The organism is Shewanella sp. DC2-4, assembly GCF_013248875.1.
In the GTDB taxonomy this organism is placed as follows: domain Bacteria; phylum Pseudomonadota; class Gammaproteobacteria; order Enterobacterales; family Shewanellaceae; genus Shewanella; species Shewanella oncorhynchi.
Genome location: NZ_JABRVR010000002.1, coordinates 1876685 through 1891953, shown reverse-complemented (window position 1 = coordinate 1891953; position 15269 = coordinate 1876685). Strand labels below are relative to the sequence as shown.

10 protein-coding genes are annotated in these 15269 nt (G+C 46.0%); 7 read left to right on the top strand and 3 right to left on the bottom strand.

Annotation, left to right across the window (positions count from 1 at the left end; genetic code table 11):
- Positions 1–227: 227 nt before the first annotated feature.
- The 3 genes from HQQ92_RS09000 (at position 228) to HQQ92_RS08990 (ending at position 4221) form a co-directional block, all read left to right on the top strand.
- Positions 228–1418 carry an amino acid aminotransferase gene (locus HQQ92_RS09000; RefSeq protein ID WP_173244747.1) on the top strand — a complete coding sequence of 397 codons (1191 nt, stop codon included), beginning with the start codon at positions 228–230 and terminating at the stop codon, positions 1416–1418.
- Positions 1419–1793: 375 nt separating this feature from the next.
- The gene (locus HQQ92_RS08995; protein ID WP_173244744.1) at positions 1794–3353 is read left to right on the top strand and encodes a YjjI family glycine radical enzyme; all 1560 of its coding nucleotides are present in this window, start codon (positions 1794–1796) and stop codon (positions 3351–3353) included.
- The gene (locus HQQ92_RS08990) at positions 3325–4221 is read left to right on the top strand and encodes a YjjW family glycine radical enzyme activase (protein ID WP_173244741.1); all 897 of its coding nucleotides are present in this window, start codon (positions 3325–3327) and stop codon (positions 4219–4221) included. Before HQQ92_RS08995 ends, HQQ92_RS08990 begins: the two co-directional genes overlap by 29 nt.
- On the opposite strand, the gene HQQ92_RS08985 is transcribed toward HQQ92_RS08990, so the two are convergent.
- The 3 genes from HQQ92_RS08985 to gyrA all read right to left on the bottom strand — a co-directional run bounded on the left by HQQ92_RS08985 (position 4218) and on the right by gyrA (position 9473).
- Positions 4218–5138 carry a LysR family transcriptional regulator gene (locus tag HQQ92_RS08985; protein WP_173244738.1) on the bottom strand — a complete coding sequence of 307 codons (921 nt, stop codon included), beginning with the start codon at positions 5136–5138 and terminating at the stop codon, positions 4218–4220. The two genes, HQQ92_RS08990 and HQQ92_RS08985, sit on opposite strands and share 4 nt — an antisense overlap.
- Positions 5139–5495: 357 nt before the next feature.
- The gene (gene serC / locus HQQ92_RS08980) at positions 5496–6587 is read right to left on the bottom strand and encodes a 3-phosphoserine/phosphohydroxythreonine transaminase (protein WP_131524063.1); all 1092 of its coding nucleotides are present in this window, start codon (positions 6585–6587) and stop codon (positions 5496–5498) included.
- 135 nt (positions 6588–6722) lie between these two features.
- Entirely contained in the window at positions 6723–9473 is a 2751-nt protein-coding gene (gene gyrA, locus HQQ92_RS08975; RefSeq protein WP_105253124.1) for a DNA gyrase subunit A, read from the bottom strand.
- A gap of 385 nt (positions 9474–9858) precedes the next feature.
- On the opposite strand from gyrA, the gene ubiG reads away from it, so the two are divergent.
- The 4 genes from ubiG to nrdB all read left to right on the top strand — a co-directional run bounded on the left by ubiG (position 9859) and on the right by nrdB (position 15238).
- Entirely contained in the window at positions 9859–10569 is a 711-nt protein-coding gene (gene ubiG, locus HQQ92_RS08970; protein ID WP_028759866.1) for a bifunctional 2-polyprenyl-6-hydroxyphenol methylase/3-demethylubiquinol 3-O-methyltransferase UbiG, read from the top strand.
- Position 10570: 1 nt separating this feature from the next.
- A complete protein-coding gene (locus HQQ92_RS08965; RefSeq protein ID WP_173244736.1) occupies positions 10571–11242 on the top strand; it encodes an HAD family hydrolase in 672 nt (223 codons plus the stop codon).
- A gap of 502 nt (positions 11243–11744) precedes the next feature.
- A complete protein-coding gene (gene nrdA, locus HQQ92_RS08960; protein ID WP_113940388.1) occupies positions 11745–14033 on the top strand; it encodes a class 1a ribonucleoside-diphosphate reductase subunit alpha in 2289 nt (762 codons plus the stop codon).
- Positions 14034–14107: 74 nt separating this feature from the next.
- Positions 14108–15238: a class Ia ribonucleoside-diphosphate reductase subunit beta gene (nrdB, locus tag HQQ92_RS08955; RefSeq protein ID WP_028759863.1), complete on the top strand. Its 1131-nt coding sequence runs from the start codon at positions 14108–14110 to the stop codon at positions 15236–15238.
- Positions 15239–15269: the final 31 nt, after the last annotated feature.

The window sequence follows — 15269 nt, the reverse complement described above, 5'->3', positions numbered from 1 at the left end:
TTTGCTGAGATCAGTGTAAAAATAACAAAAACGCAAAATTTAAGCGGTTAATTTATGATTTAACCGTATTTTTGGCAGGCTTTTTTGCCAAGATAACTGGCGTGTAATCACAGTTTTCACTTTAATTACTTTACCTTTCCGCGCTATTCTACCCTTTAAACGATAAATAACGCATATCTGATACGAACAATCACGTTTGCACTATAACCAGAAAGGTAGATGGAGCTATGTTTAACTCACTCATCGCAATGCCAGCGGACCCCATCCTTGGCTTGTTAACTCAGTACCGCGAAGACTCTCACCCACAAAAAGTGGATTTAGGTGTGGGCGTTTATAAAGATCCTACCGGCGTTACCCCTATTCTAAGCTGCGTGAAAAAAGCGGAAAAATTCCGTCTCGATACCGAAACCACCAAAGTGTATATCGGCCCAACAGGCTCACCACAATTCAACACCTTGATGACGGAATTAGCCTTTGGTGTTGGCCACAGTGCCATTATCGCTAACCGTATCCGCACAGTTTCAACACCCGGTGGTACAGGCGCGCTGCGCGTGGCGGGTGACTTTATCAAACGCTGCAACCCGAATGCCGTGTTATGGGTAAGCGATCCAACTTGGGCAAACCATATCGGTTTATTCGAAGCGGCTGGCATTACTGTTAAAACCTATCCTTACTATGACTACGATAGAAAATCATTGAAATTTGATGAGATGCTTGCTGCATTATCGCAAGTAAGTACTGATGATGTGGTGTTATTCCACGCCTGTTGCCATAACCCAAGCGGAATGGATTTAACCACAGAGCAATGGGATAAAGTGGTTGCCCTTACAAAAGAGCAAGGCTTTACGCCACTGATTGACATGGCCTACCAAGGCTTTGGTGATGACGTTGATATTGATGCCTACGGCGTGCGTCATATGGCGGCAGCGGTCGATAATATGATCCTGTGCAGCTCATGCTCGAAAAACTTCGGTTTGTACCGTGAGCGTATTGGTTCCTGCTCTGTGATTGCCAAAGATGCCAATACCGCCAATATCGCGCAATCGGTACTGCTTTATGTGGTTCGCTGCCTTTACTCTATGCCACCTGCCCATGGCGCGGCGATTGTTGAGACGATTTTAGGATCAAAAGAATTAACCCAAGAATGGCTTGATGAGCTGAAAGTGATGCGCGATCGCATCAACGGCAACCGCGCCATTTTAGTGGATAAACTTAAAGCCAACGGCGTAAACCGTGACTTTAGCTTTATCGCCCGCCAAAAAGGTATGTTCTCTTTCCTTGGGGTGGCTCCAGAGCAAGTGGCGCGCCTACAAAAAGAATTCAGCATCTATATGGTAGGTTCAAGCCGCATCAGTATTGCTGGGATCAGTGAAGATAACGTCGATTACTTAGCCCAATCGATCGCTAAAGTGCTCTAAGCGCCGCTGAGTTTATCTGCACCGCTCACTCTGCTGTATTCCCGCAATAAAGGGATACCGCAGAGTTCATTTACCGCCTAATGTATTCAATTTTTCAATCATCCTACCCGATAAGTTTTGACAGTTCATTAACCTCAGTTTCATATCCACAATATGACAAGCAAGGCCACGTCTCACTGTTCAAGCATTTATTTTTAATCGTAAAACCACATTCTAGCGATTTTATCATCGCGGCGTTATCGCAATAAGCCACAGATTGTGACCTCGGTCGGCGGATTTCCATTTCATTAATCAGGACTGCGGCTATTTTCACTTTTTAAAGCCAACGCCACTGAGTAGATTAGTGGTCATCATAGAACTTGTGGATGTTCAGCCATGTTATTACAAGATAAATTAGTGCAAATCGTCACCAACCCGCTGCTTTCACCCAAGCAAAAATCCAACTATTTAGCATTAGAAGCGGAAGCCAGTTTGCCCTATATGTCGATATCGCCCGAGGTAAAAGCGGCGATGAATGACGGTATTATTTGCGACATGTTTGAAGGCCATGCGCCGTTTAAACCACGCTATGTGTTGCCAGATTATGCCCGCTACCTTCAACAAGGCTCTGAATACTTAGAGTTATCTGCGGCAAAAAACTTGGACGAAGCCATCAATGCCTTAACGATTCTGTATCACCACGTGCCATCGGTGACCAATATCCCTGTGTATTTAGGTCAGCTGGATGACATTTTGATGCCTTTCGTTGAAGGAATGGATGCGGAAATCCTTTATCGTAAATTAAAACTGTTTTGGATCATGCTCGACAGAACCCTGCCCGATGCCTTTATGCATGTGAATATTGGCCCTACAGATAACATCGTTTGCCGCACCCTACTGCGCATTGATGCCGAGTTAAAACAAGTTGCCCCCAATTTGACCTTTATGTACGACCCCGCCGTCACACCGGATGAATTGTTGTTGCTTGCGACCACCAATATTTGTCAGTGCAGTAAGCCGCATATCGCGAATTACCCTCTGCATGCCAGTGCGTTTGATGAGCGCGGTTTTGGTATTGTCAGTTGCTACAACGCGTTGCCGTTAGCGGGCGGCGCCAATACCTTAGTTCGACTTAATCTTAAAGAAGTTGCGTTAAAGGCCAATTCTATAAACGATTTTTTTGATACTGTATTGCCAAATTACTGCTCACTCACCTTCGAGCTCATTGACGCGCGCTCGGCATTTTTGCATCAAGAATCACACTTCTTTGACAGCTTTTTAGTTAAAGAACAATTGATTGATGAATCGCGCTTTGCACCCATGTTTGGTATTTACGGCATGGCAGAAGCCGTGAATATTCTGCGGACATTCACGGCTACTGATGCAACGAAGTCATCTCAACGAGATCAACACACTGGCTATGGTCATCAGACAGACGCAAATCAACTTGGCTACCGTATTTCTGCCACGCTCGATGCCATAGTGAAATCCACACCCGTCGCCCATGGTTACCATGAGCGGGCACTACTGCATTCACAGGGCGGTATCAGTATCGACAACGATGTGACTCCTGGCGTTCGCATCCCCTATGGCACTGAACCGAATCCCATCGCCCATATTCAAGCCTTAGCGCAGCATCATCAGTATTATACGGCGGGGATTAGCGATATTTTGACTATCGATGAAACCGTGAAATCCAATCCTCAAGCCATGTTCCAACTGTGTAAAGCCGCGCTTGAGTTAGGTTTTAGGGAGTTTACCGCCAATGTCGCCTCTAACGATTTAATGCGCGTGACTGGCTATATGGTAAAACGCTCAGATATTGAAGCGTTTAAACAGTGCGGCTCGCGTCTCAATACCACAGGCTTAGCCGCAGAAGCTGCGGTTAATACGGGAATATTGCAACGACAAGCACGAGTTATCGCCCATGAACACTCCCCTTGTGTCTTTAAATAGACACGCTATTGTCAGTCAGCTATTGCCCTTTTCATGCGTCGACGGGCCTGGCAGCAGGCTCGTGTTATTCTTGCAGGGCTGCAACTATCAATGCAAAAACTGCCATAACCCACATACCATAGGTTTATGCGATGCCTGTGGCGATTGTGTCGCCACCTGCCCTGACAATGCGCTGACATTAATAAACCTCAATGATAAGCCTCGCATTCACTGGGATAATGAGCGTTGTAGCCAATGCGATACTTGTCTTGCCGTATGCCCGAAACAAGCGAGCCCTAAGGTCAGTCGTTACACCGTTGAGGAGATACTGACGATTCTCCATAGTCAGCGTCACTTTATTAATGGTATTACGGTTAGCGGCGGCGAAGCGAGTCTGCAACTGCCATTTATTCTTGCGTTGTTTAAAGGAATTAAGGCGACAGAGTCGTTATCACACTTAACTTGCATGCTCGACACCAATGGCAGTTTAAGTCTAACGGGATGGCATAAACTGCTGCCGTTTTTAGATGGCGCTATGGTGGATCTTAAAGCGTGGCAGCAAGATACCCATAGGTATATTACCGGTCGTGATAACCATGCCGTGTTCAAATCAATCCAGTTATTGGCTAAACAGCAAAAACTGTATGAGGTGAGATTGCTGCACATTCCGAGCATCACGGATTATGAGGAAGAAATAGACGCACTAGCGACCTATTTACTTCTGCTAGGCCCAGATACGCGAGTTAAGTTAAATGCCTTTCACCATCATGGTGTTGTCGATGAAGCTCTCAATTGGCCAAGCTGTAAACAAGCCGATATTGAACGCTTAGCCGCAACGCTTGCAAAGCGAGGCGTAACCAATCTCGTGTTGCCTTCTATATACCTTTAACGACTGCAAAGCAAAATTTGCTCATAAAGCCAGCGCAGTGCGGGATCTTTCATGCTTTGACTATGCCAAACTAAGCTGTAAGCCACTTTGCCATATTCTATAGGCAAAGATTTAATCGTTAAGCCTTGAGCTTGGCTAGCGATGGATGCCCAGCGGCGCGAGCAGGTAAAGAGCAACTCACTGTGATGGCACATTAACGCCGCACTGCCAAAGTCTGGGACCGAAATGGGAACGGCACGTTTTTTAGATTGCTGGGCGAGCAAAATATCAAAAAAAGGCGTACTCAGATCTGTGTCTGTAATGCCAATATGGCTAAAACTCAGGTAATCATCAAAGCTGATATGCGGCTGTTTAGCCAAGGGATGGGATGAATTCATCAGGCAGATCATTTCATCGCTAAACAAGGTTTCCCATACCAGATCGTCTTGAAGAGGATTAGGTTGACTCAGATCATGGGGTAACAGCACAAAGTCTAATGTACCTTTAAGCAATCCATCAAAACCAATATTGTCTTTGCTGTAAATATCGAGGCGAATATTAGGAGCCAAATTCAGAATATGGGCGCTGAGCTTGGCGGCCAGCAGCTCAAAGGTACTTTCCCGCATCGCAAGCGAGAAACGCCCCTCAAAATGTGCAGGGTTAAACGCATCCTGACTCATGATCTGATTCATATCATTGATCATCTGCTGCACACTTGGCCCTAATCGTCTTGCCAATGGGGTTGCTACAAGTGAGTTGCCGTTACGATAGAACAGTTCATCGTTTAAACTGTCCCTGAGCTGGCTTAAGGTTTTACTGACGGATGAGGGGCTTAAACATAAACGTTCGGCGCTGGCGGTTACACTCAGGGTATCGAGCATCACATGCAAAGTGATCAAATGCTTCATACTAATCCGCGAAAGTTTGGCCAAATCCATCGGTGACATCCTATTGATTTATCGTGTATACACATCTAAAGATACGTTCTTTTAATTATGATAAACAATAACATACAACTAACCCAGCATCTTACTCAGTAATGCGCGTCAGCTCACAGGCTTTCTCAAAACGAGTGTTCTTGAAGGCATCTGGTCTCAACGTCATCTTGCTTAACGCCATTGTCGATAAATTAAAGTTAACAAAAAAGCGAATGCATTTGAGCATTCGCTTTTGGGATGTCTCACTTGAGATGGCTAACTGATGATCAACATTCAATAAGCATAACGTTGATATTCAAGCAGCAAACTCTAGACGCTAAGCGTCGCAAGCTAATGAGTAACTCAATACAGCTAAGCCTAGCTATGTTTGTTTGCAAACTCATTCATAAACTTGACCAAGGCAACTACGCCATCGAGTGGCATTGCATTATAGAGGCTAGCACGCATACCACCTACGATACGATGGCCCTTTAAGGCAACGAGTCCAGCTATTTGGGCTTGCTTTAGGAACTCACTATCGAGCGCTTCGTTGACTAATTGGAAAGTCACGTTCATTTGTGAGCGGTTCGCTGCAACAACCCCATTACGGTAGAAAGCATTACCATCAATGCATTGATATAACATCTGCGCTTTTTGTTGATTAATTTTTGCAATACTCGCAATGCCGCCAATGGACTTAAGCCAAGCAAAGACTTCAGCGGCGAGATACCAAGCAAAGGTTGGCGGTGTGTTGAACATAGAGTCATGCTCAACGGCTAAACGATAGTCCATGATGGACGACTGCGGTAAACTCGGCAGTTTTAACATGTCATCGCGCACTATCACTATCGACAGACCCGATGGACCTATGTTCTTTTGTGCGCCAGCGTAAATCAAACCGTAGCGGCTGACGTCGATTTCACGTGACATAATGGTTGACGATAAATCGGCAACAATTGGCCAAGGTGAGTCTAATTCATCAAAAATTTCGATACCATCTACTGTCTCATTAGGGCAGTAGTGAACATAGCGATAATCGGCATCGATTTTATGTAAATCAGGCAAGACAACCGCATTGAGTCCATTGTGTTTTTCAACAATATTCAAGCTATCAATCTGCGCTTCACCCACGAGCTTTTGTGCTTCGGCTAATGCGGCAGATGACCATTGACCACTGACTAAATACAGGGCTCGGCCATGATTACCTAAAAAATTATTCACAACAGCGGAGAACTGTCCACGACCACCGCCGTGCATAAATAGCACATGGTAATTTGTGGGGATCTGCATCAGTTCACGTAAATCGGACTCGGCTTGTTGTGTAAGCGCGATGAACTCTTTACTTCGGTGGCTGATTTCCATCACGGAAACGCCTTGGCCATTCCAATCAAGTAATTCCTGTTGTGCTTTTTTCATTACCGCTGCGGGTAACATTGCAGGTCCAGCACAGAAATTATAAATCGCGCTCACTGACACTCTCCTTAATCCCAACCATGATGTAGGTATTGATAAATACGAAACCATTCTATAACGAACAATGCTATCAACATCAATGCCATTAAAAAAACGAGCGTCCAATTGGACGCTCGTTAATATGACACTTAATTACTCTTCGTCTTGCTCATCATCAGCAAGCTCGTCTTCATCTTCGTCCAACTCTTCTTCGTCATCCAGCGCTTCTTCAAGCGCCTCGTCGGCTAATTCGCCTTCGACAATGACAGGAACAATCGGTAAACCGTTTTCATCCAGCTCGACTTCATCTTCTTCAGTTTGGATTTCGTCGATACGTTGTAGGCCGACCACTTTCTCGTCGCCCGCAGTACGGATAATCGTTACACCTTGAGTGTTACGGCCAATGATAGACACGCCGCTCGCAGGTGTACGCACTAAGGTACCTTTATCACTGATGAGCATCAGTTCGTCGTTAAGACCGACTTGAACAGCCCCAACAACAGCGCCGTTACGTTCGCTCACCTTGATTGAAACTACACCTTTAGTCGCACGGCTCTTCGCAGGATATTCAGACAGTTGCGTCCGTTTACCGTAACCGTTTTCAGTCACAGTCAGAATCGCGCCATCGCCTTTGGGTACGATAAGCGACACGACTTTCTGACCTTCTTCTAAACGAATACCACGAACGCCTGTTGCAGTACGGCCCATAGGACGTAAGGACAAGACTTCTTCGCCGGTTTCAGGATCGGTTTTCACTTCGCCTGTTTCAGAATCACGTACTTTCTCACCAAAGCGAACCACTTTACCTTCGTTCGAGAACAGCATGATTTCGTCATCACCGTTAGTGATATCGACACCGATCAGTTGGTCACCGTCTTTGAGGTTAACGGCGATAATGCCGTTTGCACGTGGGTTGCTATAAGCAGTTAGTGCGGTTTTCTTCACAGTACCGTGTGAGGTGGCCATGATGATGTACTTGTCAGCAGCGTATTCACGTACTGGCAGAATCGCAGTAATGCGCTCGCCATCGGATAACGGCAACAAGTTAACAATTGGACGACCACGGGCCGTACGGCTCGCTAATGGCAGTTGATACACTTTGAGCCAGTACATCTTACCAAAATCAGAGAAGCACAAAATGGTATCATGGGTATTGGCAACTAACAGCTTCTCGACGAAATCTTCGTCTTTCACTTTCGTCGCGGCTTTACCTTTACCGCCACGGCGCTGGGCTTGGTAATCGGTCAATGGTTGATACTTGGCATAACCTAAGTGCGACAGTGTTACCACAACGTCTTCTTCGTTGATCAAGTCTTCAAGACTCATATCGACTTCGTTGGCATTGATCACTGTACGGCGCGCATCACCATATTCTTCAAGGATTTGAACTAATTCTTCCTTGATCACTTCCATCAAACGCTCAGGACTGCGCAAAATAAACAGCAGACCCGCGATAAATTCGAGCAGTTCTTCGTATTCGGCGATGATCTTATCGTGCTCAAGACCGGTCAAACGGTGTAAACGCAGTTCCAGAATGGCCTGAGCTTGTTGCTCAGTCAGGAAGTATTGACCGTCACGAATACCGTATTGTGGCTCTAACCACTCTGGACGCGCGGCGTCATCGCCCGCTTTTTCCAGCATGCCTTGAACGTGGCCTAATTCCCAACCTTGCTCAACCAATTTCACTTTGGCATCCGCAGGCGTTGGTGAGGCTTTGATCAGTGCAATAATCGGGTCAATGTTAGCCAGTGCAACCGCCAGCGCTTCCAAAATATGGGCACGCTCACGGGCTTTACGCAGTTCGAATACGGTACGACGCGTCACCACTTCACGGCGATGCAGAATAAAACATTCGAGCATTTCTTTAAGGTTAAACAGTTTAGGTTGACCATTGGTCAGGGCCACCATGTTAATCCCGAAAGAGCACTGCATTTGCGTTTGAGCATAAAGGTTATTGAGTACAACCTCGCCCACTTCACCGCGCTTAATTTCGATAACGATACGCATACCGTCTTTATCAGACTCGTCGCGTAGACCGCTAATCCCTTCAAGCTTTTTATCTTTAACCAGCTCGGCAATCTTCTCGATTAAACGGGCTTTATTCACTTGATACGGGATTTCAGTGACGATAATGCGCTCACGGCCATTATCTTCGGTTTCCACATCTGCCAGAGCACGCATGATCGCGCGGCCACGGCCAGTTTTATAGGCATCAATAATGCCTTTGCGGCCATTGATAATCGCTGCAGTGGGGAAATCTGGACCTGGAATGTATTCCATCAACTGTTCAATCGACAGTGAGGGTTCTTCAATCAATGCCAAACAGCCTTTCACGACTTCCGTTAGGTTGTGTGGTGGGATGTTGGTTGCCATACCCACGGCAATACCCGATGAACCGTTAATTAACAGGTTAGGTACGCGTGTAGGTAATACAGCTGGGATCTGTTCTGTGCCGTCGTAGTTAGGGACGAAATCCACTGTCTCTTTTTCAAGATCGGCCAGTAATTGGTGCGCTAACTTATCCATACGGATTTCGGTATAACGCATTGCCGCCGCTGAGTCACCGTCGACCGAACCGAAGTTACCTTGGCCGTCTACTAAGGTGTAACGCAGTGAGAATGGCTGGGCCATACGGACGATAGTGTCATAAACAGCAGAATCACCATGGGGGTGATATTTACCGATGACGTCACCGACCACACGGGCAGATTTTTTGTAAGGCTTGTTCCAATCGTTCTTCAATTCACTCATGGCAAACAGAACGCGGCGATGAACCGGCTTTAAGCCGTCGCGCACGTCTGGTAATGCACGTCCCACGATAACGCTCATGGCGTAATCAAGGTACGAATTCTTTAGTTCGTCTTCGATATTAATTGGCGAAATAGATGATGCCAGATCAGTCATAAACTGCTCGTTCCCCTGAAAAATAGCTGACAACGTATAATCCGTATCATTGCCTAGCCCAAAAACGTGATTTGGCATTCTAACACAGTTATTTAATGTCGCCAGACCTATCATTATCGAATTGAGAGTCTGGTGGCTTAATAGATGAAAACACTGTCAATTTGGTCGTTTGTGCGATAAACAAGCGTTGAAATTCACGGCTTACGATGAGGAAAAATCGTCAAAGGGATAAAGTAAAAGGTCGATACGGAGCACAACAATTAACATAAAAGTAGATAACTGCTGAAAATTCACTCAACCACAAGGGCTTAGCTCAGTCGAGCACTTTGTTTATCAAACATAGTCGTTATAATAGCCGCACAATACAGCTTCTTCAGGTAATAGCATGCATCAGAATACCAATGTAGACCCACAGGAAATCGCAAAGTTTGAACGTATGGCCGAAACTTGGTGGGATCTCAACGGCGAATTTAAGCCGCTGCATCTATTAAACCCGCTGCGCTTAAACTATATCGATCAAACCGCTGGCGGTATTTTCGGGAAGAAAGTGCTCGATGTCGGCTGTGGTGGCGGCATTTTGTCTGAAAGCATGGCCCGCATCGGCGCCGAGGTTGATGGCTTAGATATGGGTGATGAGCCCTTAGAAGTCGCCCGCCTGCATGCCCTCGAAACGGGCGTGAGCATTAATTATGTAAAAAATACTGCCGAGGCCCACAGCCAAGATCATCAAGCCTATTACGATGTGGTGACCTGCATGGAAATGCTCGAACATGTACCCGATCCACAATCTGTGATCAAGGCTTGCTGTGACATGGTTAAACCCGGTGGTCATGTGTTTTTCTCCACCATCAACCGCAACATTAAATCCTACGTGCACACCATTTTAGGCGCGGAATATTTGCTAAAAATGCTACCAGTTGGCACCCACGAGCATAAAAAATTCATTAAGCCTTCAGAGCTGATTGAGCTAGTAGATAATACCGATCTTATCTGTACCGATGCCTTAGGGGTAAGCTACAACCCATTGACGGGCATTTTTAAGTACACGCCTAAGGTTGATGTGAATTACATGATAGCGACGCGTAAGGTTGATTAATATGAGTCTGGCACAGATCAAAGGCGTACTGTTCGATCTCGACGGCACCTTAGCCGATACCGCGCCGGATCTGGTGCAAGCCCTCAATTTAAGTCTTCAAGATGTCGGCATCGCCGCGCAGCCGTTAGCGGCCATGCGCTACGCCGCCTCCCACGGCAGTTTTGCCTTAGTCGATGCCGCGATTCCTGATGCGGCAGAAGATCTTCGGTCTCAAGTTCAGCAAGGGCTACTCGCCCACTATCAGCATATAAATGGCGATCACTGTGCGCTATTCACAGGCATAGCGGCATTACTCGACTGGCTCGAGTTAACTCAGCTGCCGTTTGGGGTGATCACCAACAAGCCTGCGCGCTTTACCCGTCCCTTATTGCGAAAACTGAATTTACACTTGCGTATGCCCGTTATCATTAGTGGCGATTCTACAAAACACCCAAAACCCCACACTGCACCTATGCTGTTAGGCGCACAACAGCTGAACTGTGCTCCAGAACACATTTTGTATCTTGGGGATGCCGAGCGAGATTTGCTCGCGGCCAAGGCTGCTGGCATGTTAGGCGGCGTGGCCCTATGGGGTTATCTGGGCGTGAACGACAAGCCGTTGCAATGGCCAGCGCACGCGCATTTTGCGAGCCCAACTGAGCTACATCAAGCACTAATCGAAGCATTGGCTTAACAACATCAACCAAAAACAGCGCCTACAATGCTCAAGACTAAGGCATCCAATACGTAACTTCACTGACGGACATCAGTGTGTCAGCATACTATTTATGACCCACGAAAAAAGTCAGGCGGATAAAAGATCGGCACTCGTGAGCGATCGCGATCTAAAGAAAAGATCGCCTAAAAATCCCCCATGAGTGTGACACGCTAACCTGAAATTGAGCTTCAAGGTTAGTCGTTACTAACGCAAAATTTTATCCTCACGTTATCCACAAGATGTCCCCTGAATTCAGACTTGCAAATAGGGGCAAACCTCACTATCTTGTATCCCATATAATTTAAAACACCATATCTTGTGTATAGGTAACAATCAGACACACTAGAAGCTCGCCGCTTAATTGACTCGTTTTTAACCAGTCAGCTGTATTTAAGGGACGATTATTGATTGTTTTACAAGGATACGTACGGTGATTTTGCTCACCTAAATACATATAAGAACCAAGGCCTATCTCCAAATGAATAGCACTATGACAGTCACAAAACGCTGTGGCGATCGTGAGAATATCGATCTCGAAAAAATACACCGCGTAATTACTTGGGCAGCCAAGGGATTAAAAAACGTTTCTGTTTCGGAAGTTGAACTTCGCTCGCACCTACAGTTTTTCGATGGCATCCCAACCGAAGCTATCCATGAAACCATTATCAAGGCTGCGGCGGATTTAATTTCTCCAGAATCACCGGACTATCAGTTCCTTGCTGCCCGTTTAGCGGTGTTTCATTTGCGTAAGAAGGCCTTCGGTCAGTTCGAGCCGCCCGCATTGTATGCTCACGTGACTAAGTTGGTTGAGCTAGGTAAATACGATCAACACATTTTAAGAGATTACACCCGCGAAGAGCTGGATGTGATGGATACCTATATCGACCATTGGCGCGATATGGATTTTTCCTACGCTGCGGTAAAACAGCTTGAAGGTAAATATTTAGTTCAAAACCGTGTGACCCACGAAATCTATGAAAGCGCGCAGTTCCTTTACATTTTGGTCGCGGCTTGCTTGTTTGCCCGTTATCCAAAAGAGACGCGCTTGAAATACGTTAAAGATTTCTATGACGCGGTATCAACTTTTAAACTGTCGCTGCCAACGCCAATTATGGCCGGTGTGCGCACCCCAACGCGTCAGTTTAGCTCTTGCGTACTGATCGAATGTGGTGACAGCTTAGATTCCATCAATGCGACCGCTTCGTCTATCGTGAAATACGTCAGCCAACGTGCGGGTATCGGTATTAACGCCGGTCGTATTCGCGCCTTAGGTAGCCCAATCCGTGGTGGTGAAGCCTTCCACACAGGTTGCTTACCTTTCTATAAGTATTTCCAAACCGCAGTGAAGTCGTGTTCTCAAGGCGGCGTGCGTGGCGGTGCTGCGACCCTGTTCTACCCTATTTGGCACTTAGAAGTCGAATCTCTGCTGGTATTGAAAAATAACCGCGGCGTCGAAGACAACCGTATCCGTCATTTAGACTACGGTGTGCAGTTGAACAAAGTGATGTATCAACGTCTGATCAAAGGCGAGAACATCAGTTTATTTAGCCCATCTGACGTACCTGGCTTGTACGATGCTTTCTTTGAAGATCAAAACGAATTCGAACGTTTATATGTGCAATATGAGCAAGACAGCAACATTCGTAAGAAAACAATAAAAGCAGTTGAGCTGTTTTCACTGATGATGCAAGAGCGTGCTTCAACGGGCCGTATCTACATTCAGAACGTGGATCACTGCAACACTCACAGCCCGTTCGATTCAAAAGTCGCGCCGATCAGACAGTCTAACCTGTGTCTTGAAATCGCCCTGCCGACTAAACCATTAAACAACATCGATGATCCAGAAGGTGAAATCGCGCTTTGTACGCTGTCAGCACTTAACTTAGGTTCTATCAAAGAGTTATCTGATATTGAGCCATTAGCCGACCTCGCCGTACGCGCACTGGATAATCTATTGGACTATCAAGATTACCCTATCAAAGCCGCGCAAATCGCCTCGATGAATCGCCGTACCTTAGGCATAGGCGTGATCAACTTCGCTAACTATTTAGCGAAAAACGGCATGAAGTATTCCGATGGTAGTGCGAACGCTTTAACCCACAGAACCTTCGAAGCGATTCAGTACTATTTACTGAAAGCCTCAATGAACTTAGCCAAAGAGCAAGGTGCGTGTCCGTTATTCCACGAGACCACTTACTCTCAAGGTATTTTGCCAATTGATACCTACAAACGTGATTTGGATAAAATTTGTGCCGAACCATTGCACTTAGACTGGGAATCACTGCGTAGCGATATCAAGCAATATGGCCTGCGTAACTCGACGCTGTCGGCATTAATGCCATCAGAAACCTCGTCGCAAATCTCCAATGCGACCAATGGTATTGAGCCACCACGTGGCCTTATCAGCGTGAAATCGAGCAAAGACGGTCAGCTAAAACAAGTGGTACCTGATTTCGATACACTGAAAGATAGCTATGAATTGCTGTGGAAAATGCCAAGCAACGACGGTTACTTACAGTTAGTGGGTATTATGCAGAAATTCGTTGACCAAGCGATTTCGGCTAACACTAACTACGATCCTTCACGTTTTGAAGGCCGTAAAGTACCCATGCAAACCCTGCTGAAAGATTTGCTCAATGCTTACAAGTTAGGTGTTAAAACGCTTTACTACCATAACACTCGCGATGGTGCGTCGGATTCACACGATGACATCACCAATTTAGAGAAAGAAGATGACGGTTGCGCCGGCGGCGCATGTAAAATCTAGTCTTTAACTTTAACGTTAACGGTTTTATAGGGATCCCTATTTAGTGGATCCCTATCCATTGGAAAAATAGCACCATGGCCTACTCTACCTTCTGTCAAACACCTAACGATGCCACCCGTGAACCTATGTTTTTAGGTCAATCGGTCAACGTGGCTCGTTACGATCAACAAAAATATGAAGTGTTCGAAAAACTGATAGAAAAGCAGTTATCTTTCTTTTGGCGCCCGGAAGAAGTAGACGTCAGTCGCGATAAGATTGACTACGGTGCATTGCCTGATCATGAAAAACACATCTTTATTTCGAATCTGAAATACCAAACCCTACTCGACTCGATTCAAGGCCGCTCGCCCAATGTGGCCTTTTTGCCGCTGGTGTCACTGCCTGAATTAGAAACCTGGATTGAGACTTGGTCTTTCTCTGAGACGATTCACTCGCGCTCATACACCCACATCATTCGCAATATTGTTAACGATCCTTCAGTGATCTTCGACGATATCGTCGTGAACAAAGAAATCTTAAGCCGTGCGACCGATATCGCCGCTTATTACGATCATTTGATCCAACTGACTCAGATATTCCATTTACTCGGTGCAGGAACCCATGTCATCGATGGCAAAGAAGTCATAGTAAACACCCGCACCCTGAAAAAAGCCTTGTACCTGTGCATGATGTCAGTCAACGCCCTAGAAGCCATTCGTTTCTATGTTAGCTTCGCCTGCTCATTTGCCTTTGCTGAACGTAAGCTCATGGAAGGTAACGCGAAAATTATTCGCTTAATCGCCCGTGATGAAGCCTTACACTTAAACAGCACTCAGCATATTTTAAGCATCATGCAAGGCGGTAAAGACGATCCAGAAATGGGTGAAATTGCTGCAGAATGCCAACAGGAAGCTTTCGATTTATTCTTCAAAGCCGCAGAGCAAGAAAAAGAATGGGCCAAATACCTGTTCAAAGACGGCTCTATGATAGGTTTGAATGAACAGATCCTGTGCCAATACGTTGAGTTTATTACTAATCAACGCATGAAGTCGGTGAATCTACCGCAACCATACCCAGAAATAACCAATCCATTACCTTGGATGAAAAACTGGTTAGAAAGCGATGCAGTGCAAGTTGCACCACAGGAAGTTGAAGTCTCTTCATACCTTGTCGGCCAAATCGACTCCGCGGTTGATGGTGATGAGTTCCTCGACTTCGATCTATAAGACACTTAAAAGTGACGTTACAAAATGGCAT

Bases quoted from the DNA above. Each gene is read 5' to 3' on its own strand.
- HQQ92_RS09000 (WP_173244747.1), top strand. From the start codon at position 228: ATGTTTAACTCACTCATCGCAATGCCAGCGGACCCCATCCTTGGCTTG.
- HQQ92_RS08995 (WP_173244744.1), top strand. From the start codon at position 1,794: ATGTTATTACAAGATAAATTAGTGCAAATCGTCACCAACCCGCTGCTT.
- HQQ92_RS08990 (WP_173244741.1), top strand. From the start codon at position 3,325: ATGAACACTCCCCTTGTGTCTTTAAATAGACACGCTATTGTCAGTCAG.
- HQQ92_RS08985 (WP_173244738.1), bottom strand. From the start codon at position 5,138: ATGGATTTGGCCAAACTTTCGCGGATTAGTATGAAGCATTTGATCACT.
- gyrA (WP_105253124.1), bottom strand. From the start codon at position 9,473: ATGACTGATCTGGCATCATCTATTTCGCCAATTAATATCGAAGACGAA.
- ubiG (WP_028759866.1), top strand. From the start codon at position 9,859: ATGCATCAGAATACCAATGTAGACCCACAGGAAATCGCAAAGTTTGAA.
- HQQ92_RS08965 (WP_173244736.1), top strand. From the start codon at position 10,571: ATGAGTCTGGCACAGATCAAAGGCGTACTGTTCGATCTCGACGGCACC.
- nrdA (WP_113940388.1), top strand. From the start codon at position 11,745: ATGAATAGCACTATGACAGTCACAAAACGCTGTGGCGATCGTGAGAAT.
- nrdB (WP_028759863.1), top strand. From the start codon at position 14,108: ATGGCCTACTCTACCTTCTGTCAAACACCTAACGATGCCACCCGTGAA.